The 23,773-nt window shown below is 67.0% G+C and carries 19 protein-coding genes; 9 read left to right on the top strand and 10 right to left on the bottom strand.

The genetic code is table 11. The annotated features are described in order from the left end of the window. Positions 1-61: 61 nt before the first annotated feature. Genes AC5P99_RS06230 through AC5P99_RS06220 form a run of 3 tightly spaced genes read left to right on the top strand, consistent with a single transcriptional unit; the run spans position 62 to position 3,466 of the window. On the top strand, positions 62-628 hold the full coding sequence (locus AC5P99_RS06230) for a TetR/AcrR family transcriptional regulator (protein WP_005408692.1): 567 nt from the start codon (positions 62-64) through the stop codon (positions 626-628). Next, positions 628-2,301, top strand: a complete 1,674-nt coding sequence (locus AC5P99_RS06225; RefSeq protein WP_005408691.1) for an MFS transporter — start codon at positions 628-630, stop codon at positions 2,299-2,301. The genes AC5P99_RS06230 and AC5P99_RS06225 overlap by 1 nt, the downstream gene beginning before the upstream one ends. Before the next feature lie 10 nt (positions 2,302-2,311). Continuing rightward, positions 2,312-3,466, top strand: coding sequence for an HlyD family secretion protein (locus tag AC5P99_RS06220; protein ID WP_111117913.1), 1,155 nt, complete (start codon positions 2,312-2,314; stop codon positions 3,464-3,466). A gap of 67 nt (positions 3,467-3,533) precedes the next feature. Here AC5P99_RS06220 and AC5P99_RS06215 read toward each other — a convergent pair whose 3' ends face one another. The 7 genes from AC5P99_RS06215 to creB form a co-directional block, all read right to left on the bottom strand. Next, complete coding sequence (locus tag AC5P99_RS06215; protein ID WP_004150412.1) at positions 3,534-4,025, bottom strand: Fur family transcriptional regulator; 492 nt, start codon at positions 4,023-4,025, stop codon at positions 3,534-3,536. Positions 4,026-4,059: 34 nt separating this feature from the next. Beyond that, complete coding sequence (gene gltX, locus AC5P99_RS06210; RefSeq protein ID WP_187757048.1) at positions 4,060-5,463, bottom strand: glutamate--tRNA ligase; 1,404 nt, start codon at positions 5,461-5,463, stop codon at positions 4,060-4,062. A 154-nt stretch (positions 5,464-5,617) separates the two neighbouring features. Further along, complete coding sequence (locus AC5P99_RS06205; RefSeq protein ID WP_495212989.1) at positions 5,618-7,195, bottom strand: M20/M25/M40 family metallo-hydrolase; 1,578 nt, start codon at positions 7,193-7,195, stop codon at positions 5,618-5,620. Positions 7,196-7,364: 169 nt separating this feature from the next. Continuing rightward, complete coding sequence (locus tag AC5P99_RS06200; protein ID WP_012479575.1) at positions 7,365-7,775, bottom strand: hypothetical protein; 411 nt, start codon at positions 7,773-7,775, stop codon at positions 7,365-7,367. A 10-nt stretch (positions 7,776-7,785) separates the two neighbouring features. Further along, positions 7,786-9,105, bottom strand: coding sequence for a cell envelope integrity protein CreD (creD, locus tag AC5P99_RS06195; RefSeq protein WP_005408686.1), 1,320 nt, complete (start codon positions 9,103-9,105; stop codon positions 7,786-7,788). Positions 9,106-9,186: 81 nt separating this feature from the next. Further along, positions 9,187-10,647, bottom strand: a complete 1,461-nt coding sequence (creC, locus tag AC5P99_RS06190) for a two-component system sensor histidine kinase CreC (protein WP_012479573.1) — start codon at positions 10,645-10,647, stop codon at positions 9,187-9,189. A 3-nt stretch (positions 10,648-10,650) separates the two neighbouring features. After that, entirely contained in the window at positions 10,651-11,376 is a 726-nt protein-coding gene (gene creB, locus AC5P99_RS06185) for a two-component system response regulator CreB (protein ID WP_080047689.1), read from the bottom strand. Positions 11,377-11,411: 35 nt separating this feature from the next. Here creB and AC5P99_RS06180 point away from each other — a divergent pair, with 35 nt between their 5' ends. The 4 genes from AC5P99_RS06180 to AC5P99_RS06165 all read left to right on the top strand — a co-directional run bounded on the left by AC5P99_RS06180 (position 11,412) and on the right by AC5P99_RS06165 (position 17,186). Beyond that, entirely contained in the window at positions 11,412-12,269 is an 858-nt protein-coding gene (locus tag AC5P99_RS06180) for a 23S rRNA (adenine(2030)-N(6))-methyltransferase RlmJ (protein ID WP_005408683.1), read from the top strand. A 95-nt stretch (positions 12,270-12,364) separates the two neighbouring features. Further along, positions 12,365-12,910, top strand: coding sequence for a GNAT family N-acetyltransferase (locus AC5P99_RS06175; protein WP_004150340.1), 546 nt, complete (start codon positions 12,365-12,367; stop codon positions 12,908-12,910). Between the two features lie 149 nt (positions 12,911-13,059). Continuing rightward, positions 13,060-16,524 carry a transcription-repair coupling factor gene (gene mfd, locus AC5P99_RS06170; protein WP_237827126.1) on the top strand — a complete coding sequence of 1,155 codons (3,465 nt, stop codon included), beginning with the start codon at positions 13,060-13,062 and terminating at the stop codon, positions 16,522-16,524. Positions 16,525-16,568: 44 nt separating this feature from the next. Beyond that, complete coding sequence (locus AC5P99_RS06165) at positions 16,569-17,186, top strand: HD-GYP domain-containing protein (RefSeq protein WP_495212988.1); 618 nt, start codon at positions 16,569-16,571, stop codon at positions 17,184-17,186. Between the two features lie 621 nt (positions 17,187-17,807). Here AC5P99_RS06165 and AC5P99_RS06160 read toward each other — a convergent pair. Beyond that, a complete protein-coding gene (locus AC5P99_RS06160; protein WP_495212987.1) occupies positions 17,808-19,901 on the bottom strand; it encodes a M13 family metallopeptidase in 2,094 nt (697 codons plus the stop codon). 161 nt (positions 19,902-20,062) lie between these two features. Next, positions 20,063-20,812 carry a 2,3-diphosphoglycerate-dependent phosphoglycerate mutase gene (gene gpmA / locus AC5P99_RS06155; protein ID WP_005408679.1) on the bottom strand — a complete coding sequence of 250 codons (750 nt, stop codon included), beginning with the start codon at positions 20,810-20,812 and terminating at the stop codon, positions 20,063-20,065. 94 nt (positions 20,813-20,906) lie between these two features. Here gpmA and nfi point away from each other — a divergent pair, with 94 nt between their 5' ends. Next, the gene (gene nfi, locus AC5P99_RS06150; protein WP_285311869.1) at positions 20,907-21,581 is read left to right on the top strand and encodes a deoxyribonuclease V; all 675 of its coding nucleotides are present in this window, start codon (positions 20,907-20,909) and stop codon (positions 21,579-21,581) included. 38 nt (positions 21,582-21,619) lie between these two features. Here the strand turns inward: nfi and AC5P99_RS06145 are convergent, their stop codons facing one another. Beyond that, a complete protein-coding gene (locus AC5P99_RS06145; RefSeq protein WP_329752759.1) occupies positions 21,620-22,600 on the bottom strand; it encodes a cation diffusion facilitator family transporter in 981 nt (326 codons plus the stop codon). 221 nt (positions 22,601-22,821) lie between these two features. Here AC5P99_RS06145 and AC5P99_RS06140 point away from each other — a divergent pair, with 221 nt between their 5' ends. Next, positions 22,822-23,748, top strand: coding sequence for a hypothetical protein (locus AC5P99_RS06140; protein ID WP_088436617.1), 927 nt, complete (start codon positions 22,822-22,824; stop codon positions 23,746-23,748). Positions 23,749-23,773 lie beyond the last annotated feature (25 nt).

The following is a 23,773-nucleotide window of genomic DNA, read 5'->3' as shown; positions in this document are numbered from 1 at the left end:
AGCGGACAATCCCGTCACCCAATGTCTCGCCAATCGGACACTTTTGTCCGAAAATAATTCCATGACTGCCCAACGTGCCGATGCTGCTGCCCGCCGTGCCCTCATCCTCGATGCCGCCGATCATGTGTTCGGCCAACATGGTGTCACCGCCCCGCTGGACCTGGTGGTCGAACGCGCCCAGGTAGGCCGCGCCACCCTGTACCGCAACTTCCCCGACCGCACCGCACTGATCCAGGCGCTGCTGCAGCGCACGGTCGACCGCATCCGGCGCCAGGTCGAGCAGCTCGGCGACCGCGACGACGCCCTGTTCGAGGTGTTCGAGGGCATGGCCCAGCGCATCATTGATTCGCCGGCATTGGCCGATTACTGGCGTGCGGTCGATTCGGACGTGCCGTCCATGCGCGCCGCGCGCGAGACCGTGCGCGACCTGCTGGAGGAACCGATCGCGCGCGCCAAGGCCGCCGGGCTGTGCCGTGCCGACCTGGAAAAGACGGATATTTCACTGATCTCGGGCATGCTGGGTGCGGCCCTGCGCGGCAAGACCCGCGACGAGCGCGCTCAGTTGGCCGGGCGCGCACTGCAACTGCTGCGCGGGGGTCTCCAGGGAGCAACCAGCGAGGCTCGCTGATGGTCCAGCCGTATCTGAAGCCGGTTCCGGATTGGGAGGAGCACGAGAAGCCGACCATGCCCGGTTCGGCGTCGATGCCCTGGCACCCGCCGTATCGGCGCGCGGCCTATGCGCTGGTATCACTGCTGGTGGCGATCACCGGCGGCCTCGGCAATGCGCTGGTCACCGCCAACCTGCCGTTCCTGCAGGGCCAGCTGGCACTGACCCCGACCCAGGGCAGCTGGCTGGTGGCCGCCTATGCCATGGTGAATGTCACCGCCAACCTGCTGGCCTTCAAGTTCCGCCAGCAGTACGGCATCCGCCTGTTCGCCGAGATCGGGCTGGGCCTGTACGCGGCACTGGCGGTGCTGCACCTGTTCGTCGGCAGCTTCGAGACCACGATGCTGACCCGCGCCGCCAGCGGCTTCGCGGGTGCGGCCTGTTCGACACTGGGCACGCTGTACATGCTGCAGGCGCTGCCGCGCCGCTTTACCGGCAATCTGCTGGTGGTCGGCGTCGGCCTCTCGCAGCTGGCGGTGCCGATCGCCTGGATCGTTTCACCAGGCCTGGTCGATACCGGCCAATGGCATCAGCTCTACTCATTCGAAGCCGGGCTGGCACTGTGCGCGTTCGCGGCAGTGGTGGTGCTGAAGCTGCCGCCCGGCATCCAGGTGAAGGCCTTCGAACCGCTGGACTTCCTCACCTTTGCCCTGCTCGCACCGGCCGTCGCGCTGCTGGTGATCGTGCTGGCGCAGGGCTACACCCGCTGGTGGCTTAACACGCCGTGGCTGGGCTGGGCCCTGGTCGCCTCGATCGTGCTGTCCACCACCGCCTTCATCATCGAGCACTACCGGCGCAATCCGCTGCTGCAGACACGCTGGCTGGCCAGCCTGCCCGTACTGCATTTCATCGTCGGCGCCTTCCTGATCCGCTTCCTGACCACCGAGCAGTCCTACGGCGTGGTCAACCTGATGCGCACGCTCGGCATGGGCCCTGATCAGTTGCGGCCGCTGTTCGTGGTGATTCTTGCCGGCGTGATCACCGGTATCGCCGGCACTGCACTGACCTTCGGGCCCAAACGGCTGATCCCGCAGCTGCTGATGGCGATCCTGCTGCTGGGCGCCGCCGCGTTCTTCGACCAGCACCGCACCAGCATGGATCGGCCGCACGACTTCTACGCCAGCCAGTTCCTGGCCTCGGTCGGTGCCGGCATGTTCATGGGCCCGTTGATCATGCTCGGCATTTCCGCCGCGCTGAAACAGGGCGTGGACCACATGATCACCTTCCTGGTGACGCTGTCGATCACGCAGACGCTGGGCGGCCTGGCCGGCTCGGCCGTGCTGGGGACCTTCCAGCTGCATCGCGAGCAGCTGTATTCCAGCGCGCTGACCAGCCAGCTCGACCCAGCCGACCCGGTGGTGGCACAGCGCCTGCGCATCCAACAGCAGCTGTACGTCGCCCAGATCACCGATCCGGTGCTGCGCAGCGCGCAGGGCAGCGCGCAGTTGGCGCAGACGACGCGCCGCGAAGCCAACGTACGCGGCTTCAATGATGTGTTCACGCTGAGCGGTTGGTTGGCCATCGGCTTCCTGTGCTGGTTGCTGCTGCTGTCGCTGCGCACCGCCGTGCTCAAGCAATGGCGCAAGCGCCACCCCACTTCCCCCGCTGTGGCCACGCCGGCCGCGCCCCGCTGAGTTCTCGACCATGCCTCCCGTCCCGCCCCGACCCGACGACGCCGACAACGTGACCCCACCGCCGCCGACCGACGCGGCGCCTGCCCCCACGCCGGTAGAACCCGCTGTCGCGCCGAAGTACCTCAAGCCCAGCGCGCGCAGCGTGGTGGTGATGGTGGTGGTGGCCCTGCTGGGCATTGCGCTGATCCTGCGCGCCTGGCACCTGTGGCCGTTCACCAGCAGCGTGATGGTGACCGACAACGCGTATGTACGCGGACAGATCACGGTGATGGCGCCACAGGTCAACGGCTATGTGACCGAGGTGCTGGTGAAGGACTTCCAGCACGTGAAGGAAGGCGAGCCGCTGCTGCGCATCGATGACCGCATCTATGCGCAGCGGGTCGCCCAGGCGCAGGCGACGCTGGACAGCGCACGCGCGGCCCTGGCCAACTCGGACCAGTCCCAGGCGCAGAACCGCGCGCAGATTGCCTCCGCCCGCGCCACGTTGTCGGCCGGGCAGGCGGAGCTGCAACGCTCACGCAACGAGACCAAGCGCTACGAGGAACTGGCCGCGCAGCAGCTGGTATCGATCAACGACCGCGACAAGTTCCGCACCGCGCAGGCTTCGGCGCAGGCCAGTGTGCAGCAGTCGCAGGCGCAGATCCGCATCGCCGAGGAAACGCTGGTGTCGACCCAGGTGGCACGCAAGAGCCTGGAGGCCCAGGTGGAGAGCGCGCAGGCGCAGCTGGAACTGGCGCGCATCGATCTGGCCAACACGGTGATCCACGCACCACGCGACGGCCAGATCAGCGAAGCCAGCGTACGCGTGGGCCAGTACGTCGCCGCCGGTTCGCAGCTGCTGTTCCTGGTACCTGACACGCTGTGGGTGGTGGCCAACTACAAGGAAGGCCAGACCTGGGGGATGGCGATCGGCCAGCCGGCCACGTTCTCGGTGGACGCGTTCCAGGGGCAGGTGCTGCGGGGCCGCGTGCAGGAGATCGCGCCCGCCACCGGGTCGGAATTCAGCGTGCTGCGCCCGGACAATGCCAGCGGCAACTTCACCAAGGTGGTGCAGCGGCTACCGGTGCGGATTTCGATCAACAAAGGCCAGAAGCTGGCCGCGCAGCTGCGCCCCGGCATGTCGGTGATCGTGCGGGTGGATACCCGTTCCAAGGCGATGGACTAGGACGCGGGCCCTGTCGCACCGATATGAAACGGGGTCAGATCGGCCAGCGGCCGGCACTACCGATCCGTTACCCGGCGCAGCGCGCGCAGAGGCCATGCACTTCCAGGGTCTGCGCCTGCGGCTGGAAACCCAGCTCCTTGGCGCGCTTCTCCAGCTGGGTGACGATCTCGCGGTCTTCCAGCTCCACCGCGCTGTGGCAGCTGTTGCAGATCAGGAACGGCACCGAATGCGCGGCGCTGCTGGGATGGTGGCAGGCCACGAAGGCATTCACCGATTCCAGCTTGTGCACGAAGCCATTGGCCATCAGGAAGTCGAGGGCGCGGTACACGGTGGGCGGGGCGTCAGCACCCACGCCCTTGCCGTTGCGCACCCACTCCAGCAGCTCGTAGGCCTTGACCGGCTTGCCGGCCTCGGCGATCAGCTTCAGCACGTTGGCGCGGATCGGGGTCAGGCGCAGCCCGCGTTCGCGCGAGACGCGCTCGACCACCGCCACGAAATCCGATGCATCGTGGACGTGGTGGTGCGGGGCGGTACAGGCAGTGGCGGTCTTGGCGGGCATGCGTGTTCTCCGGTTCGGGCCTGGCAAGGATGCCTCAGGCCGTTGCTACCTTGGTGATGGCCACATCGATGCGTTTCAAGGCCTGCTCGCGGCCGGCCAGGTAAACGGTATGGGAAATGTCAGGACTGACCTGGGTGCCGGTGATGGCCACGCGCAGCGGCTGGGCAACCTTGCCCATGCCGATTTCCAGCGCTGCGGCCGCCTCGTGCAGGGCGACGCCCACCGACTCGGCGGTCCATTCCGGCAGGGCGGCCAGCAGCTCGCGGGCCTTGCCCAGCGCCACCTCGGCACCGGCCTTGAAGTGCTTGGCCACCGCTGCTTCGTCGTACTCGGTCAGCGGCTGGTACCAGACCACGGCCTTCTCGGCCATTTCCTTCAGGGTCTGCACGCGTTCACGCAGGGCGATCACCACGTCCTCCGGGGCCGGGCCAGCGGCCACGTCCAGGCCCAGCTTCTGCAGCTGGTAGACCAGGTGCGGCACGATCGCGGACACGTCCTCGGTCTTCAGGAAGTGCTGGTTGACCCAGCCCAGCTTGGCCATGTCCAGGCGCGAGGCCTTGGAATTGCAGTCCTTCACGTCGAACAGATCGATCAGTTCCTGGCGGCTGAACAGCTCCTGGTCACCGTGCGACCAGCCCAGGCGGGCCAGGTAGCTCAGCAGCGCGTCCGGCAGGTAGCCGGCGTCCTTGTACTGCATCACGTCGGCCGCGCCGGTGCGCTTGGACAGCTTGGCGCCCTGCTCGTCCAGGATCATCGGCATGTGGCCGAACTTCGGCACCGGTGCGCCGATGCCTTCGTACAGGTTGATCTGGCGCGGGGTGTTGTTGATGTGGTCGTCGCCGCGGATGACCTCGGTGATGCCCATGTCCCAGTCGTCCACCACCACCGCGAAGTTGTAGGTGGGGTAGCCGTCCGGGCGGAAGATGACCATGTCATCCAGCTCGCTGTTGGCGATCTCGATGCGGCCCTTGATCAGGTCGTCGAACACCACCGTGCCTTCCAGCGGGTTCTTGAAGCGGATGACGCGGTTCGGGTCGTCCCTGCGCGGCAGGCCCAGCTCGCGCGCGGCACCGTTGTAGCGCGGCTTTTCCTGCCTGGCCATGGCGGCCTCGCGCATCGCGTCCAGCTCTTCGCGGGTCTCGTATGCGTAATACGCCTTGCCGTCGGCCACCAGCTGTTCGGCCACTTCCAGGTAACGGGCGACGCGGTCGGTCTGGTAGATGGGGCCTTCGTCATAGTCCAGGCCCAGCCATTCCATCGCCTCCAGGATCGCGTCGATCGCGCCCTGGGTACTGCGTTCACGGTCGGTGTCCTCGATGCGCAGCACGAACTCACCGCCACGGTGGCGGGCCTCCAGCCAGCAGTACAGCGCAGTGCGGGCACCACCGATGTGCAGGTAGCCGGTGGGACTGGGGGCGAAGCGGGTGCGGCAGGTCATGGACGGCTCGAGGAACGGGAATCCCCCGATTTTACCAGCCCTCCGCCCCCGACGGAAAAAAGGGGACGGAGGGGATTAAGTCGCGATTGCCCAGCCGCTGGGCCTGCAACCGGGATACGGAGGGGAGAAACGACTTAATCCCCTCCGTCCCCTTTTACGGTTCCACCTTGCGCGGGAACGGCTGCTCGCGCATCGCGGCGTTGTAGGCGAACGAGGCGACGATGGCTGCGGCCTGCTTGAGGTCGTCCGGTTCGGCGTGGTCCCAGGTGTCCAGGTGGCTGTGGTGGACATTGGTGAAGTAGTCCAGCCGGTCCTGGATGAACTGGAAGCCCGGCAGGCCGATGCGGTCGAAGCTGATGTGGTCGGTGCTGCCGGTGTTGCGGGTGGCCACGGTGGTGGCACCCACGTCATGGAACGGCGCCAGCCAGGCTTCGAAGATCGGCATCGCCGCCAGGTTTTCCTGCGCATAGATGCCGCGGAAGCGACCCGAGCCGTTGTCCATGTTGAAGTAGACTTGGAACTTGCCGTAATCGCGGGTCTTCTGCAGCGCGCCGGTGGGCTCGCGCAGCGAGGCAGGCAGCGCCTTCTGCGCCGGGTCGGTGGGTTCCGGGAAACGACCGAAGTGCTTGGCCACATAAGCCTGCGAGCCGATCAGGCCCTGTTCCTCACCGCTCCACAGCGCCACGCGGATGGTGCGCCTGGGCTTGGCGCCGGTGGCCTTGAGGATGCGCATCGCCTCCATCATCACCGCCACGCCAGCCGCGTTGTCGGCCGCACCGGTACCGCTGTGCCAGGAATCCAGGTGCGCGCCGATCATCACCACTTCATCGGGCTTGCTGCTGCCACGGATCTCGGCCAGCGTGTTGTAACCGGGCTGGTCGGCCTCATCGGTGAAGCGTGCTGCCACATCCACGCGCAGGCGCACCGTCTGCTTGGCCTCCAGCGCGCGCACCAGCGGGTTGAAGTGTTCGCTGATCATCGCCAGCTCGGGGATGCCCACCGACTCACCGGCCTTGCGCGAACCACCACCGGCAACGCGGATGATGCCGTTGTCCCAGCTGCTGATGCTGATCGAGGCCAGCGCGCCTTCTTCGACGAAGAACGCATTGACCTTGGCTGCCAGCTGCTGGCGTTCCTGGTACTCCTTGACCCGCTTGGCGCGCTCGGCGGTGGCGTCCTTGTCCTTGGGCAGGGTGAATTCCTGCAGGCCTTCCAGCGAGGTGGCGTCGTGGCGATGCGAATCCGCCTCGGTGCCGCGCTTGTACTCGCGCGCCTCGCCCAGCAGCAGGATCTTGCCGCGCAGCTTGCCGCGGTACTTCTCGATGTCTTCGGGCTTCTTGATCTCGACCTGGACCAGCTCGCCTTCAACCGGCCCCTTGGTGCCCGGCGTCCAGGCCTTGGGCAGTGCATGCAGCGGCTGCACGCGGTCGCCCAGCATCTCCACGCTCGCCGAAGTGAACTCCCAGCCGCGCCCGAAGTCGTCGAAGGCCTCGTCGTGGACGTTGTCCAGCTTCCATTCGTTGAACTTGCCGCGGGTCCAGGCGTTGGCGCGCCCCATCGCCGGCGAGTTGGTCAGGCGCGGGCCGATGCGCTCGGTGAGATAGCTGAAAGTGTCCATCACCTGCGAACGATGGAACGCCTCCTGGCGGATGCGGCTGACCATGTCCAGGTCCACCGTTTCGCGCTGCTGCGCTGCTGCATTGCCACCCATCGCCAGCGCTGCGGCCAGCATGCCCCACTTCAACACATCGCACCCCTGCCCTTCGGCTCGATCATCAACTCGTCGAGTCTAGCCAGCAGGGGCGCGGGGATACCGTCCCATCGGTCATGGGCGGGAGCGTGCGAACCAAGGTTCGCACCCACAACAGTAGATCCACGCCATGCGTGGATGAACAGCCCAATCACCCGCTCCATCCCAACCACAACTGTGCCCGTTCCGGCAGCAGCAGCAACCAGTGCCGCCGGTCGATGCTGCTGCAGCCGTACACCGCCGCGTGTGCGGGCCAGTCATCCGGAAGGCCACCGATACCGATCTCGGCCAGCGCCTCCGCCCCGGCCTTCCATGGCCGGTAGCGCGGCACCCGGCCAGCCACCGCGCCGCGTCCCTGCCGCGCGCCCTGCAGCCAGCGCAATCCCTGCCCCTGCAATCCTTCGCAGGTCACCGCCGCCAGCTGGAAGCGGACCAGGCCGGGGGCGATCCGTGCCCCCGGCAGGGCCGCCAGCACGCCATGTGCCTGCAGCAGTGCATCCACTTCCAGCAGGGCCGGAATGCCCTGCCGTGCCCGTTGCCGCAATCCCTGGCGCCAGCCCATGGCCTGCTCCTTACTTCAGTTCCGCGCCGAGCGCGTACCAGTCGACCCGGCGCGTCACCCACATCGCCAGCGCCAGGATCACGAACAGCAGCAGCGAACCCATCAGCAGCGCGTTGTTCTCCGACACCAGCAGGCCATACAGCGCGCCGTACAGCACGGTCAGCAGCGCAGCGAAGCCGAGGCCGCGCTTCCAGTGGCCCAGCACATTGGCCAGGTACACCGCCTGCAGGCCGATACAGGCCACCGCCGAGACCAGATAGGCCTTCCAGAACGCGATGTGCTCGGACAGGCTGATCAGCAGCAGGAAGAAGATCGCCAGCGCCAGGCCCACCATCAGGTACTGCAACGGGTGGATGCGCAGCGACTTGATCAGCTCGAACAGGATGAAGCCGACGAAGGTGAGCAGCACGAACAGCACGCCGTATTTCGAGGCACGGTCGGCCTGGGTGTAGGTATCGACCGGATCGACCAGCGACACCGTCACCGCCTGCGATTCAACCGCACCATCATTGCGCAGCTGGCGCTGGGCATCGGAGGCCAGCGAGGACACCGCCCAGCGTGCATCGAAGCCCTGCGCATCAACGCGGCGTTCGTTGGGCAGGAACGCGCCGCTGAACGACGGATGCGGCCAGCTCGAACGCAGCGCGATGTGGGTGTCATCGCCCAACGGCACTACCGACAGCATGCGGCTGCCATCCAGGCGCAGCTCCAGTTCAACGGTGCTGGCAGCCAGCGTGCCGCCCTGATCCGCAGCGAAACCAGCCACCGGTGCGTGCAGGCCTCGCCCCACCTCGCTGGCCGCGCCAACGCCCGGCAGCAACCGCAGCTGCTTGCCATCCACGCGCAGGTTCGGCGTACCCACCAGGCCACGCACATCGGATACACCAACCGCGACATACGGCTGGCCGTAACTGCGGCCGGCCTTCACCGGATAGTCGTCTGCGGCGAAGGTCGCCTTCATCTGGCCGTTCCAGCTGTACACCGGCACCTTGAACAGGCCCACTTCGCGCTGGCTCGGCAGCATCTCGCCGCCCACCTCCAGCGACGCCGGCATCTGCAGCCAGTGCCCCTCGGTGACCTGTATCTCGGTCTTCTTGACGCCCAGCGGGTCGACCAGTTCAACCTGTTTGCGTTCCACCCATGGCACCACCCGCACCGGGCCCACCAGCTGCTGTGCACCGGCGCGGCTGTCGGCCACCCGCGAGAACGCCTCGTCGCGGTATGCGCTGCGTTCGTTGATGACCCCGCGGATCATGGTCAGCGGCACCAGCAGCAGCAGGATCAGCCCGCCGACAATGGCGAACCTCAGCAGCATCTTCAGGGATTTCATGGTCCATCCTCGTTGGAGAGGGCTGCAGGATGGACCGCTGGGGTGAGCAGGGTTTGTGGCGAATTTGAAGCGAGTGTGAAGTCAGCGGCGCGGGCGCTGGCCCGGCGCACCCGATGGCAGCCACAGGCTGGCCACGGTGCCGCCGCCCTCGCGGACGTCGACACTGGCGCGTCCATCGTGCAGGCGCGCGACTTCCTGCACGAATGGCAGGCCCAGGCCGGAACTGCGCCGCCCGCTGCCGGGCCGCGCCAGCGAATAGAAGCGTTCGAACACCCGTTCGCGCGCATAGTCCGGGATGCCGGCGCCGCGGTCGGCCACCTGCAGGCGCACGCCCTGTCCATCCACCTCGGCCTGCAGCGCGATCTCCGCGCCGGAGGGCGAGAAGGCAATCGCGTTGTCGATCAGGTTGTGCAGCGCCTGCCGCAGCAGGTAGCCGTCGCCCTGCACCCGCAGGTCGGGCACGTTGCCGATGTGGACCCGCACACCGGCCGCCTGCGCGCGCACCTGCGCGGCCGCGGCCGCATCGGCCAGCAATGCCTGCAGCGCGATCGGGTCGCGGGTCTGCAGCCAGCCGTGCTGTTCCACTTCGGCCAGCGCCAGCAGCTTGTCGATGGTCTCGGTCAGCCGTTCCTGCTGGTCGACAATGCTGCGCGCGAAATGCACGCGGTCCGCTTCGGGCAGCGGCTCCTGCAGCAGTTCGGCGGCACCGCGGATCGCCGCCAGCGGGCTCTTCATCTCGTGCGTCAGCGACTGCACGTACTGCTCGACGTAGGCCTTGCCTTCGAGCTTGCGGCGCATCGTTTCCAGCGCCTGGCCGAGATCGCCGATCTCGTCGCGACGGCGCCGTGGTGGTGGCACCGGTTCGCCCGCGCTGACCGCGCGTGCATAGCGGCTGAGCTGGCCGAGGCCAGTGGTCAGCCACATCGTCACCAGCACGCCGACCAGCGCCGACAATCCGATGAGCCAGGCACCGCGCTCGATGATGGCGCGCTGGCTGGCAGCGATGAACGGATCGATGCTGCGGTTGGGCTGGGCCAGGCTGAGCACGCCGATCAGGGTGCGGCCATCGGCCGGGTCGTATACGGGCGCCGCTACATGCATCACCGTATCGCCTTCCTCGCCCGGAATCTCCGGGCTGGAACGGGCACCGTACTCGCCACGCAGGGTGCGGTAGACATCATTCCAGCGCGAATTGTCGCGCCCAAGGTCACGGCCCAGCGAGTCGTAGATGACGATGCCCTTGGCATCGGTGATGGTCACCCGGTAATCCAGCGAGCGCTTCGGGAAACGCCAGACCATTGCCTTCAGGTCGCGCTGCCGTGCCTTGGCCAGGTTGCGGGTGAAGCTGCCGCTGCGGATGGTGCCGTCCTTGACGTCGGCGGCGGCCATCTCGGCCAGCACGTTGGCCGCATCGACCAGGGTCGATTCCATCGCCTGGCGCACACCCGGCTTCACTTCGTTGACGAACACGCGCATCACGAAGAACGCCGCGATGCCGGTGATCAGGAAGAAGCCCAGGAACAGCTTCAGCACCAGGCGCATCGGCTAGACCTCCAGCGCGTAGCCAAGGCCACGGTGGGTGCGGATCGGGTCGTCGCTGGCACCGGCCGCGCGCAGCTTGGCACGCAGCGTCTTTACATGGGTATCGACGGTGCGGTCGGCACTGTCGGCGCTGCTGTCCCAGCCACGGTCCATCAGCTGGGCACGGCTGAGGATGGCACCGGGTCGCTGCAGCAGCGCCTCCAGCAGCGCGTACTCGTAGCGGGTCAGATCCAGTGCCTGGCCACGGAAGCGGATGCGCCGGCCTTCGCGGTCGATGGCGAACGCGCCATGTTCCTGCCAGCCTGCATCGGCGCTGGGCGCTGCGATGACCGGCGCCGCACGGCGCAGGCGTGCACGCACCCGCGCCACCAGCTCGCGCGGCGAGAACGGCTTGGTCATGTAGTCGTCGGCGCCCAGTTCCAGGCCGAGCACCCGGTCCACTTCATCGTTGCGGGCGGTCAGGAAGATCACCGGCAGCTGCGCCACCGGCCCGGGCTGCGCGCGCAGCCGTCGGCAGACCTCGAAGCCGCCCAGGTCGGGCAATCCCACGTCCAGCACCACCACGTCGATATCCCCGGCCTGCAGCCGCTGCAGCGCCTCCCCGCCCAACAGGCAGTGGCTGGCGGCATAGCCCTCGCTGCGCAGCGCATAGAGCACGGTTTCGGCGATGGCGGCTTCGTCCTCGACTACCAGGACATGGGCAACGGGAGCTGTCATGGCGCGCAGCATAGCCGCTGCGGCCGCCGCCCCGTACACTGCCGCCCATGAACTATCGCCACGCCTTCCATGCCGGCAACCACGCCGATGTGCTCAAGCACATCGTGCAGCTGGCCCTGATCGACAGCTTCAAGCGCAAGGACAGCCCGTTCTTCGTGCTCGACACCCACGGCGGTGCCGGCCGCTACCTGCTGGCCAGCGAAGAGAGCCGCAAGACCCTGGAGGCCGAATCCGGGATCATGCGGCTGATGGCCCAGCCCAAGCTGCCGGAGGTGGTCGAGCGCTACCTGAAGGCGGTCCAGGCCGACAACCCGGTCGGCGCGCTGACCAACTACCCGGGCTCGCCGCTGCTGAGCGCACAGGCGATGCGCGCGCAGGACCGGATGGCGGTCTGCGAGCTGCAGGAAGCCGAAACGGCCACGCTGAAGGCCCTGTTCGCCCATGACAGCCGCGTCGATGTGCGCGCTGGCGATGGCTATGCCCTGCTGCGCTCGCTGCTGCCGCCGAAGTTCAACGGCAGCAAGATCGGTCGTGGCCTGGTGCTGATCGATCCGCCGTACGAGGCGCAGGACGCCGAATACCAGAACATCCTGGCTGCCCTGGCCGAGACCCTGGCACGCTGGCCGCAGGCCACCTGTGCGGTCTGGTTCCCGATCAAGCAGCGCCGCACCATCCTGCATTTCCTGCGCAAGGCCACTGCCCTGCCGGTCAAGTCGGCGATGACGATCGAGTTCCTGGTGCGCCCGGACGACTCGCCGCTGCGCCTCAACGGCAGCGGCATGCTGCTGCTCAACCCGCCGTGGCAGTTCGACCGGGTGGTCGGCCCGGCCCTGCCGGCGCTGCGCCAGCACCTGGGCGAACCGGGGGCCAGCACCCGCCTGGATTGGCTCAAAGCCCCCGAATAACGGCCTTCACGAGGCTGTACCGCCGTGAGCCTTTCGTTCACGGAATGCAGCCCCGGTGATGCCACAATCGATGGACCACCAAGGAATCACCCGGTATGGCCACTCGCAACCGCATGCCGCCCTGGCATGAGATCTTCAAGGCTCCCAGCGGCCACGAGCTGCTGATCCGCCCCATCCGCCCGGAAGATGGCGCACCGCTGCAAGCGGCGTTCAGCCTGTTCGGGCCGGAAGAAATCCGTGATCGTTTCCTGCAGGCGGTGACCGAGCTGTCGCCGGAAACCACCCAGCGCCTGACCCACCCCAATCCCAAGACCGAGATCACCCTGGTCGCAGCCGAGTCCCTGCCCGCTGGCGAAGCGGTGGTCGGCGCGGTCGCCCGGGCCTCGATCATCCCCGGTACCCGTGAAGCCGAGTACGCGATCCTGATCAGCCGCTTCCTCATTGGCCAGGGCCTGGGCCGGCAGCTGATGCGCAAGCTGGTGAAGTGGGGCCGCGGCAAGTACCTCGACCGCCTGTACGGCGACGTTGCCGCCGAGAACGAGCCGATGAAGCAGTTGGCCGCCTCGCTGGGCTTCAAGCCGGTGCCGCACCCGACCGGTGCCGAAGGCCTGGTGCGGATGGTGCTGGAGCTGGACAACTGACGGATGCGCCGGGCCCTGCCCGGCCATGCCTACCGGTAGTGCCGGCCGCTGGCCGGCATTGTGTTCCCCCAACGGCACATGAGGCCGTCGGCAAACGGCCGACAAGACCCACCGGGCTTCGATCGGGCTTCTGCTAAAATCCGGGGTCCATGTCGCGTACCTCATACCCCGCCCCGCCGCTGCCGCGCGCCGGCCAGCTCCGCGCCTGGTGGCGCGCCCCCGCCTCGCCGACCGCCCTGGCCTGGTACCTGGCCCAGTCCGCGCGTGCGCATGACGCCCCGCTGCTGGTGATCGCCCGTGACAACCACGGTGCCAACCAGCTCGAAGCCGACCTGCAGACCCTGCTTGGCGGTGACCCGGCCCTGCCTGTGGTCGCCTTCCCGGACTGGGAAACCCTGCCGTACGACCGCTTCAGCCCGCATCCGGACATCATCTCGCAGCGCTTGTCCGCCCTGCACCGCCTGCCGGCGCTGAAGCGCGGCCTGGTGATCGTGCCGGTGCAGACCCTGCTGCAGCAGCTGGCCCCGCGCAGCTATGTGATCGGTGGCAGCTTCGACCTGAAAGTCGGCCAGCGCCTGGACCTGGAAGCCGAGAAGCGTCGCCTGGAAAGCGCCGGCTACCGCAACGTGCCGCAGGTGATGGACCCAGGTGACTTCGCGGTGCGCGGCGGCCTGCTCGACGTGTTCCCGATGGGCGCCGACGAGCCGCTGCGGGTAGAACTACTGGACGAGGACATCGACTCGATCCGTGCCTTCGATCCGGAAAGCCAGCGTTCGCTGGACAAGGTCGAGGCGGTGCACATGCTGCCCGGCCGCGAAGTGCCGATGGACGAGGCCAGCATCGCACGCGTGCTGGCCACGCTGCGCGAGCGTTTCGATGTGGATACCCGGCGCAGTTCGCTGTACCAGGATCTGAAGTCCGGGCTGGCCCCGGCCGGCGTCGAGTACTACCTGCCGCTGTTCTTCGAACGCACCGCGACCCTGTTCGACTACCTGCCCGACGGCAGCCTGCCGGTGGTCTGTACCGGTGCGTATGAAGCGTCCGTCGCGTTCTGGGCGCAGACCGCGGACCGCTATGAGCAGCGCCGCCATGATGTGGAGCGCCCGCTGCTGCCGCCTTCGGCGTTGTACCTGTCGCCGGAGCTGCTGCGCGAGCGCCTGAACGATGCCCCGCGCATCGAGGTGTGGTCGGCTGACCACGCGCGCATCGCCGATGCCCATGCGCTGGGTGACCAGCCGCTGCCGCCGCTGCCGGTGGCCGCGCGCGAGGCCCCCGCTGGCGACGCGCTGAAATCCTTCCTCGGCCACTATCCGGGCCGGGTACTGATCGCCGCCGATTCGCCCGGACGTCGCGAGGCCCTGCTGGAAGTGCTGCAGGCCGCCGAGCTGAAGCCGCCGGTGGTGGCCGACCTGCCCAGCTTCCTCGCCGACGATGCGCGCTTCGCGATCGCGGTGGCACCGCTGGAAGATGGCTTCGCACTGGACGATCCGCGCATCGCGGTGCTGACCGAGCGCCAGCTGTTCCCCGAGCGCGCCGGCAGCACCCGCCGCACGCGCCGTGCCGGCCGCGAGCCGGAAGCGATCATCCGCGACCTCGGCGAGCTGACCGAGGGTGCACCGATCGTGCACGAGGACCATGGCGTCGGCCGCTACCGTGGCCTGATCGCGATGGACGTCGGCGGCATGCCCGGCGAGTTCCTCGAAATCGAATACGCCAAGGGCGACCGCCTGTATGTGCCGGTCGCCCAGCTGCACCTGATCAGCCGCTACTCCGGCGCTTCAGCGGAAACCGCGCCGCTGCATTCGCTCGGTGGCGAGCAGTGGAGCAAGGCCAAGCGCAAGGCCGCCGAAAAGGTGCGCGACGTCGCTGCCGAACTGCTGGAGATCCAGGCCCGCCGCCAGGCGCGTGCCGGCCTGGCACTGCAGGTGGACCGTGCGATGTACGAGCCGTTCGCAGCCGGATTCCCGTTCGAGGAAACCCCCGATCAGCTGGCCGCCATCGACGCCACCCTGCGCGACCTCGCCAGCAGCCAGCCGATGGACCGTGTGGTCTGCGGCGACGTCGGTTTCGGCAAGACCGAGGTGGCGGTGCGTGCGGCATTCGCCGCCGCCAGTGCCGGCAAGCAGGTGGCCGTGCTGGTGCCGACCACGCTGCTGGCCGAACAGCATTACCGCAACTTCCGCGACCGCTTCGCCGATTACCCGCTGAAGGTCGAGGTGCTGTCGCGCTTCAAGAGCACCAAGGAGATCAAGGCCGAGCTGGAAAAGGTCGCTGCCGGCACCATCGACGTCATCGTCGGCACCCATCGCCTGCTGCAGCCCGACGTGAAGTTCAAGGACCTGGGCATGGTCATCGTCGACGAAGAGCAGCGTTTCGGCGTGCGCCAGAAGGAAGCCCTGAAGGCGCTGCGCGCCAACGTGCACCTGCTGACCCTGACCGCCACGCCGATCCCGCGCACCTTGAACATGGCCATGGCCGGCCTGCGCGACCTGTCGATCATCGCCACGCCGCCGCCGAACCGGCTGGCGGTGCAGACCTTCATCACCCAGTGGGACAACGCGCTGCTGCGCGAAGCCTTCCAGCGCGAGCTGGCACGTGGCGGCCAGCTGTACTTCCTGCACAACGACGTGGAGAGCATCGGCCGCATGCAGCGCGAGCTGTCCGAGCTGGTGCCGGAAGCGCGCATCGGCATCGCCCACGGGCAGATGCCCGAGCGCGAGCTGGAAAAGGTGATGCTGGACTTCCAGAAGCAGCGCTTCAACGTGCTGCTGTCGACCACGATCATCGAATCGGGCATCGACATCCCCAACGCCAACACCATCATCATCAACCGCGCCGACCGTTTCGGCCTGGCCCAGCTGCACCAGCTGCGTGGGCGCGTGGGCCGTTCGCACCACCGTGCCTACGCCTACCTGATCACCCCCGACCGCCGCGCGATCACCCCCGACGCTGAGAAGCGCCTGGAAGCGATCGCCTCGATGGACGAGTTGGGCGCCGGCTTCACCCTGGCCACGCACGATCTGGAGATCCGCGGTGCCGGCGAACTGCTCGGCGAGGACCAGAGCGGGCAGATGGCCGAGGTCGGCTTCAGCCTGTACACCGAGCTACTGGAGCGCGCGGTACGCAGCATCAAGCAGGGCAAGCTGCCCGACCTGGATGCCGGCGAGGAAGTGCGTGGTGCCGAGGTCGAACTGCATGTGCCGGCATTGATCCCGGAAGACTACCTGCCGGACGTGCATACCCGCCTGACCCTGTACAAGCGTATTTCCAGCGCGCGCGACAGCGATGCGCTGCGCGAACTGCAGGTGGAGATGATCGATCGCTTCGGCCTGCTGCCGGATGCGGCCAAGCACCTGTTCGCCATCGCCGAGCTGAAGCTGAAAGCCAACGCGCTGGGCATCCGCAAGCTGGACCTGGGCGAGAACGGTGGCCGCATCGTGTTCGAGTCCAAGCCGAACATCGATCCGATGGCGGTGATCCAGCTGATCCAGAAACAGCCAAACCTCTATGCCATGGAAGGGCCCGACAAGCTTCGCATCAAGCATCCGCTGCCGTTGCCGGAGGACCGCTTCAACGCGGCCCGCGCCCTTCTGACCACCCTCGCCCCGGGTTGATCGCCCCCGAACACCCCGCACCGGTCCCCACCCGGTGCGGGCGGATGACCATGTTTCCTGACGCCGTACCCGCCCCCGACCTGCTGCATGCACAGGCCTGCCTGATCGATGCCCTCTCGATGTCGCTGCAGATGCGCGACGCTTACACCCGCCACCATTGCGACCGCGTTGGCCTGCTCGCGCAGCGCCTGGCCACGCACTGCGATCTGGATGACGAGGCCAGTGCGCAGATCGGTCTGGCCGCACGCTTCCATGACATCGGCAAGATCGGCATTCCCGATGAGGTGCTGCTGGCCCCGCGCCGGCATACCGATGAGGAGCGCGCGATCATGCGCGAGCATCCGGTGCGCGGTGAACACATCTTCCTGGCCACCGGCCGCAGCGATGCGGCACCGGTTGCGCGGCTGATCCGCGCCCATCACGAGGCGTTCGATGGCAGTGGCTATCCCGATGGGCTGCGCGGCGAGAGCATTCCGTTGGGCTCACGCATCGTCACCGTTGCGGATGCCTATGACGCGATGACCAGCGTGCGTCCCTACCGTGCCGCGATGGAACACGAGACGGCACTGCGCATCATCGACGAGCAATCCGGTGGTCTGATCGACCCTTACGTTCTGCAACGCCTCCATCGCCTGCTGGCGCAGGAACCTGAGCTGGCCTGAGATCTTCCCGCACGTGAAACGACCCGCCGGTAGAGTCGACTGTTAGTCGACTGCTCTTCGTCCAGATCGAGAAAATCCCGCGCTGCGCGCGATAGTCGACCAACGGTCGACTCTACCAAGCGGACTCCGTCGAACCGGTTGGTCGACTCCCGGCACGTGAAACGACCCGCCGGTAGAGTCGACTGTTAGTCGACTGCCCTTCGTCCAGATCGAGAAAATCCCGCGCTGCGCGCGATAGTCGACCAACGGTCGACTCTACCAAGCGGATTCCGTCGAACCGGTTGGTCGACTCCCGGCACGTGAAACGACCCGCCGGGTAGAGTCGACTGTTAGTCGACTGCCCTTCGTCCAGATCGAGAAAATCCCGCGCTGCGCGCGATAGTCGACCAACGGTCGACTCTACCAAGCGGATTCCGTCGAACCGGTTGGTCGACTCCCGGCACGTGAAACGCCCGGCGGTAGAGTCGACTGTTAGTCGACTGCTCTTCGGATCGAGAAAATCCCGCGCTGCGCGCGATAGTCGACTGACACTCGACTCTACCCGTCCGCTCATCGCTATCGGCCTGGAAAACAAAAGGCCCGGCGTTCGCCGGGCCTTTCGCACGCATCACGGGTGATCGATTACCAGATCACCACGCGCTTGTCGTCGGCACGCACCATCGCGTCGCCGGCCTTGCACTGGAACGCCGCAGAGAAGGACGGCATGTTCGACGGTGCACCGTTGGCTCGGAAGTTGGCCGGCGCATGCGGGTCGGTGTTCAGGCGTACGCGCAGCTCACCGTCGGTGAAGTTGCGGCGCCACACGGTGGCCCAGTTCATGAAGAAGCGCTGGTCCTGGCTGTGGCCATCCACTTCCACATTCGCCTTCGGGTCTTCCTTCAGCGCCATCTGCAGTGCGTCGTAGGCCACGGTCAGGCCACCCAGATCGCCGATGTTCTCGCCCAGGGTCAGCTTGCCCTTCACGAACACGCCCGGCACCGACTCGTAGCCATCGAACTGTGCAACCAGCTGGTCGGTACGCTCGGTGAAGGCCTTGCGGTCGGCGTCGGTCCACCAGTTGTCGAAGTTGCCGTTGGCGGCGAACTGGCTGCCCGAGTCGTCGTAGCCGTGCATCATTTCGTGGCCGATGACCGCACCGATGCCGCCGTAGTTCAGCGCCGGATCGGCCTTGGCGTCGAAGAACGGCGCCTGCAGGATCGCCGCCGGGAACACGATCTCGTTCTTGGTGGCGTTGTAGTAGGCGTTGACCGTCTGCGGGGTCATGCCCCACTCGGTCTTGTCCACCGGCTTGCCGATCTTGTCCAGCATGTAGCGGTAGTTGAACGCACGCGCTGCCTGCATGTTGCCGAGGTAGCTGTCGCCGTTGGTCTGCAGGCCCGCCCAGTCACGCCACTTGTCCGGGTAGCCGATCTTCGGGGTGAAGCTGGCCCACTTTTCCAGTGCCTTCTTCTTCGTTTCCTCGCCCATCCACGGCAGCTGCTCCAGACGCGCCTTCAATGCCTGCGACAGGTTCTCCACCAGGTGCTGCATGGCCACCTTCGACTCGGCCGGGAACACGGCGTCGACGTACAGCTGGCCAAGGGCTTCACCCATGCCACCGTTGACCGACTCCAGCACGCGCTTCCAGCGCGGCTGCATTTCCTGCTGGCCGCGCAGGGTCTTGCCATAGAACTCGAAGTTGGCCTTCTCGAACTGGCTGCTCAGGTACGGCGAGGCGTCGTCGATGGTGTGGAAGCGCAGGTAGGCCTGCCAGGTGCTGGCCGGCACATCGGCCAGCATCTTGTCCATTTCACCGAAGAAGCCCGGCTGGGCCAGCGAGAACTTCTGTGCGGCCGGCACCTTCAGGGTGTCGAACAGCGCGGTCCAGCTGAAGTTCGGGGTCAGCTTGTCGGCGTCTGCGGCGCTGAGCGGGTTGTAGCGCTTGGCCGGGTCACGCATTTCGATGCGCGACATCGAGGCCTTGGCCAGGCGGGTTTCAAAGGCCATCACGGCCTTGGCCTGCTCGGCGGCCTGCGCGGCGTCCACGCCGGACAGGGTCAGCACCTGCGCGATGTAGGCCACGTAGGCGTCGCGGATCTTGGCCTGCGCATCGTCGAAGTAGTAGCCCTTCTCCGGCAGGCCCAGGCCGCCCTGGCCGACGTAGGCGATGACGTTGGCCGAATCCTTGTAATCAGCATTGGCAAACAGCGAGAACAGCACGCCCTTGCCCTCGGCCTGGCTGTCGCGCAGGTACTGGGTGATGGCGGCGGTATCGTTCAGCGCGGTGATCTTGTCCAGCTGCGGCTGCAGCGGCGCGAGGCCGGCGGCTTCGATCTTGGCTTCGTCATTGCCGGTCTTCCAGATGTCACCGATCTTGGCTTCCACCGAGCCGGCCTTGGCCTGGCTGGCGGCGGCCTGCTGCACCAGCGCGTGCTGCACTTCCAGCGAGCGCTCGCGCAGGATCTCGAAGCTGCCCCAGGTGGTCTGGTCACCCGGCACCGGGTTGGCATTCAGCCACTTGCTGTTGACGAAGCCATTGAGGTCGGTACAGGCCGAGATGGCCGGATCGAGGTCGGCGCTGTTGAGCGAGATCAGCGGCGTCTTGATCTGCGACAGGTCGAAGGCCGGTTTGGCGTCGGCACCGGCCGCCGGTGCGGTTTCGTTCTTGCCACAGGCCGCCAGCGAGGCAGCGATGGCGATGGTCAGGCCCAGCGGGACCAGGTTGCGGACGTTCATGAGGCTCTCCTGCGGGTAATTTCACAGGGTAGCCGGGGAGGCCCACGACAGGGACCGGCCAAAGGTCACAGGGGGAACGCCCGTGGTCGCAAGCGGGTGTGTGCAGACCGTTGGTCCGCACACACCCAGCAGAAGAATACCCACCAACGGTGGGTATCTACTTATTTCGCCTTGCCCTGGTTGGCCACGGCTTCAGCAGCCTTGCGCGCCGCTTCCGGGTCGCCCAGGTAGCGGAACGACTGCACCGTCAGGTCGTCGTTCAGTTCGAACAGCAGCGGGATGCCGGTCGGGATGTTCAGCTCGAGGATTTCCTCGCGCGAGACATTGTTGAGGTACTTGTACAGCGCGCGCAGCGAGTTGCCGTGGGCGGTGACCAGCACGGTCTTGCCGTCCTTCAGCTGCGGCGCGATCGCGTCGTGCCAGTACGGCAGCACGCGATCCAGGGTGGTGGCCAGCGATTCGGTGCCCGGCAGCGCGTTGCGGTCCAGGCCGGCGTAGCGGCGGTCATGGATCGGGTGGCCCGGATCTTCCAGCTCCATCGGCGGCGGCGGGATGTCGTACGAACGGCGCCACACCTTGACCTGCTCCTCGCCGTGCTTGGCGGCGGTCTCGGCCTTGTCCAGGCCCTGCAGGCCGCCGTAGTGACGCTCGTTGAGGCGCCAGGACTTGTTCACCGGCAGCCAGTCCTGCTCCAGCTCGGCCAGCGCACCCTGAAGGGTGTGGATGGCGCGCTTCAGTACGGAGGTATGGGCGACGTCGAACTGCAGGCCTTCCTCGCGCATCAGGCGACCGGCGGCGGCCGCTTCCCGGCGCCCCTGCTCGGTCAGGTCGACGTCGACCCAGCCGGTGAAGCGGTTGTCCAGGTTCCACTGGCTCTGGCCATGGCGCAACAGTACGAGTTTACGGGTCACTGCAGGGTCTCCAACGCGAGGAAAGGCAGGCCGCCATTGTAGCCCCGGCTGCCGCTCACCGGGCCGTGGCGCCGCGCATGCGATGCTCCAGCCAATGAATACGGTGATCGACCCCGGGCGCTGGGAAGGCAGCGTCGCCGCTGTCCGCGCGCAGCAGACCCAGCTTGCCAGCCGCGTGGAGCGCCAGGACCGCCTGCCACGCAACGTGCGCTGGCTGGCCGGGCTGGATGTGGGCTTTGAGGACAACGGTGCCACCACCCGCGCCGCAGCGGTCCTGCTGGATGCGAAGACATTGCAGCCCGTGGCGCAGGAAATAGCGCGCATTCCCACGGTGATGCCGTACATTCCCGGCCTGCTCAGCTTCCGGGAGTTGCCAGCTCTGCTGGCCGCACTGGCGCTGCTGCCACGCACGCCGGAACTGGTGTTCGTCGATGGCCACGGCATCAGCCATCCGCGCCGGCTGGGCGTGGCCGCGCATCTGGGCGTGGTCACCGACCTGCCCAGCATCGGTGTGGCCAAGTCGAAACTGGTCGGCCGCTTCGTCGAACCGGGCGCCGAGGCCGGCGCGCATACGCCGCTGCTCGATGGCGATGAGCAATTGGGTTGGGTGCTGCGCAGCAAGCTGCGCTGCAAGCCGCTGTTCGTGGCCGGTGGCCATCGGGTCAGTGCCGATACCGCGCTGGACTGGGTGCAGCGCACCCTGCGCGGTTACCGGCTGCCGGAGCCGACCCGGCTGGCGGATCGGCTGGCCTCGCGACGGGACGAATGACCGCACCGGGCATTCCCCGGTGCGGCTTTCATTTTCATTCAACGATGCACGTGGCCGCGATGGCCCTGCGCGTCCTCGTCGTGGTCATGACCTTCATGGCCCTCATGCTCGCCGCCCTTCACCGGCGCCGGCTCACCACAGGCTTCGCCGCAGTGGTCCGCTTCAAGCTGCAGTGTCACGTGCTCGATGCCGAAGTCATCGTGCAGGCGCCCGCTCAGCTCACGGCGCAGCGCATCGGCATCGGTGCCGTCGCGCGTAACGACATGCGCGGTCAGCGCCGGCGTGCTGGAGGCCAGCGCCCACACGTGCAGGTCATGCACGTCCATTACCGCGGCGTGGCTGGACAGGCTGTCGCGCACCTTGGCCACGTCCATGCCCTTGGGCACGCCTTCCAGCAGCACGTTGATCGCCTCGCGCATCAGCACCCAGGTGCGCGGCAACACCCACAGGCCGATCAGCACCGCCAGGATCGGATCGATCGGCTTCCAGCCGGTGAACTGGATCAGCACCGCACCCGCAATCACCGCCACCGAGCCGAGCATGTCCGCCCATACTTCCAGGTAGGCGCCCTTCACGTTGAGACTCTCGCCGCTGCCGGCCTGCAGCAGGCGCATCGAGATCAGGTTGATGACCAGGCCGGCCGAGGCGATCACCAGCATGCCGGTGGAGGCGATCTCCTGCGGCTTGCTGAAGCGCCCGACGGCTTCCCACAGGATGTAGCCGGCAACCACGAACAGCATCGCGCCGTTGATCATTGCGCCCAGCGCTTCCAGGCGCGCATAGCCGTAGGTGCGGCGCGCATCCGGCGGGCGCCGGCTCAGCCGCACCGCGACCAGCGCGATCATCAGGGCCAGCGCGTCGGTGGCCATGTGTGCCGCGTCGGACAACAGCGCCAGGCTGTTGGTCCAGAACGCGCCCACCACTTCGACGACGAGGAAGGTGGAGGTCAGGCCGAGCGCCCACCACAAGGGTTTCTCGTGGCGGATCTCGGATGGCAGGTGATCGTGGTCGTGGCCCATGGCAACAGCTCCTTTGCGATGGAGGCAGGCTACGCCGACGGCCGTGGGGAAACTATCACGGTGTTTATAACATTGCAGACTGCACGTCGCGGCTCGCCGCAGCTTGCGCCCGTGCCGGGCCACACTATGATGACCACATCCCCTCTGGACGGGGAACGGGCAGCCAGACCGCTTCGGCGTTGCGGCCCGCAATGGACACCCAAGCACAAGGAATCCGGAACATGTGGACTACCAAGACCCCCTGGGTCGCCGTCGCCGTGGCCTTCACGCTGGGCGTGGCCGCAAGCGCCTCGGCCAAGACCTGCCAGCAGAACTTCCAGGCGGTAGGCGACCCCCGCAATGGCCAGTTTTTCACCTCCGAGGTCACCCTTCCCGGCCTGAAGCCCCGCAGTGCGCTGGGCCAGCTGCGCAAGGCGGCACTCGACGAAGGCAACAACTTCGTCAGCGGAGATGTCATCACCGAGACCGAAGGCCAGATGTACGTGCTGCAGACCGACACCAAGATGCCGCTGGTCAGCATCATCACCGCCTCCAATGGCGGCAACGTGGTGGTCGGTACCAAGCTGTCACGCGGGCAGACCGCCAAGGAAGAGGACGCACGCAGCGCGCTGTGTGGCTGGCTGGACAAGCTCAAGACCGGCCCCGAAGGCGAGGCGATCGCGGAAGCCGTGCGTGTCTCCAGCGGTTTCGACAAGCCGATCCAGGCCACTGCGGTCGGCATGTCCACCGAAATGGGCAAGGACGCCAAGCGGCTGCAGCGGGAAATCAACACCGCACCGCTCAGGGCGCTGTTCTCCGGCACCAGCACCCCGCCGGATACCGATGCGATGTACCAGCCGTTGCTCGTCAAGTATTTCGGCCGTCGTTTCATCATCGATGGCCAGGTGTACACCGCCCAGCCCAACCGCTTTGCCAAGACCTTCGAGGTGGGCTATCTGGTCACCAAGATGAAGGGCATCGGTGGCATCGGCGGGCGCCAGTCGAACGACGACAACAATGCCAACTTCACCGTGCACTGTGCGCTTGCGCCGGATCAGATGGCGCTGGGCGCCACCCTGCGCGAGAACGACTGGGTGAAACTGGAAGGCGTGGTCGACAAGATGGACACCGGTGGCGTCCACCTGCGCGATTGCCGGCAGGTGAAGTAGCCTTCAGGCTGCGCCGGGGAACGCC

The sequence above is a fragment of the Stenotrophomonas sp. YJH_SMC_80 genome (assembly GCF_059372495.1).
The sequence above is the reverse complement of the archived record's forward strand: the minus strand, read 5'-3'. Positions and strand labels throughout refer to the sequence as shown.

Coding starts and splice junctions, on each gene's coding strand:
- AC5P99_RS06215 (WP_004150412.1), bottom strand. CDS start 4,025: ATGCCCGCCAAGACCGCCACTGCCTGTACCGCCCCGCACCACCACGTC.
- AC5P99_RS06145 (WP_329752759.1), bottom strand. CDS start 22,600: ATGGGCCACGACCACGATCACCTGCCATCCGAGATCCGCCACGAGAAA.
- AC5P99_RS06225 (WP_005408691.1), top strand. CDS start 628: ATGGTCCAGCCGTATCTGAAGCCGGTTCCGGATTGGGAGGAGCACGAG.
- AC5P99_RS06160 (WP_495212987.1), bottom strand. CDS start 19,901: ATGAACGTCCGCAACCTGGTCCCGCTGGGCCTGACCATCGCCATCGCT.
- gltX (WP_187757048.1), bottom strand. CDS start 5,463: ATGACCTGCCGCACCCGCTTCGCCCCCAGTCCCACCGGCTACCTGCAC.
- AC5P99_RS06175 (WP_004150340.1), top strand. CDS start 12,365: ATGGCCACTCGCAACCGCATGCCGCCCTGGCATGAGATCTTCAAGGCT.
- AC5P99_RS06220 (WP_111117913.1), top strand. CDS start 2,312: ATGCCTCCCGTCCCGCCCCGACCCGACGACGCCGACAACGTGACCCCA.
- creD (WP_005408686.1), bottom strand. CDS start 9,105: ATGAAATCCCTGAAGATGCTGCTGAGGTTCGCCATTGTCGGCGGGCTG.
- creB (WP_080047689.1), bottom strand. CDS start 11,376: ATGCTGCGCGCCATGACAGCTCCCGTTGCCCATGTCCTGGTAGTCGAG.
- AC5P99_RS06165 (WP_495212988.1), top strand. CDS start 16,569: ATGACCATGTTTCCTGACGCCGTACCCGCCCCCGACCTGCTGCATGCA.
- AC5P99_RS06200 (WP_012479575.1), bottom strand. CDS start 7,775: ATGGGCTGGCGCCAGGGATTGCGGCAACGGGCACGGCAGGGCATTCCG.
- nfi (WP_285311869.1), top strand. CDS start 20,907: ATGAATACGGTGATCGACCCCGGGCGCTGGGAAGGCAGCGTCGCCGCT.
- AC5P99_RS06180 (WP_005408683.1), top strand. CDS start 11,412: ATGAACTATCGCCACGCCTTCCATGCCGGCAACCACGCCGATGTGCTC.
- creC (WP_012479573.1), bottom strand. CDS start 10,647: ATGCGCCTGGTGCTGAAGCTGTTCCTGGGCTTCTTCCTGATCACCGGC.
- AC5P99_RS06230 (WP_005408692.1), top strand. CDS start 62: ATGACTGCCCAACGTGCCGATGCTGCTGCCCGCCGTGCCCTCATCCTC.
- mfd (WP_237827126.1), top strand. CDS start 13,060: ATGTCGCGTACCTCATACCCCGCCCCGCCGCTGCCGCGCGCCGGCCAG.
- AC5P99_RS06205 (WP_495212989.1), bottom strand. CDS start 7,195: ATGCTGGCCGCAGCGCTGGCGATGGGTGGCAATGCAGCAGCGCAGCAG.
- AC5P99_RS06140 (WP_088436617.1), top strand. CDS start 22,822: ATGTGGACTACCAAGACCCCCTGGGTCGCCGTCGCCGTGGCCTTCACG.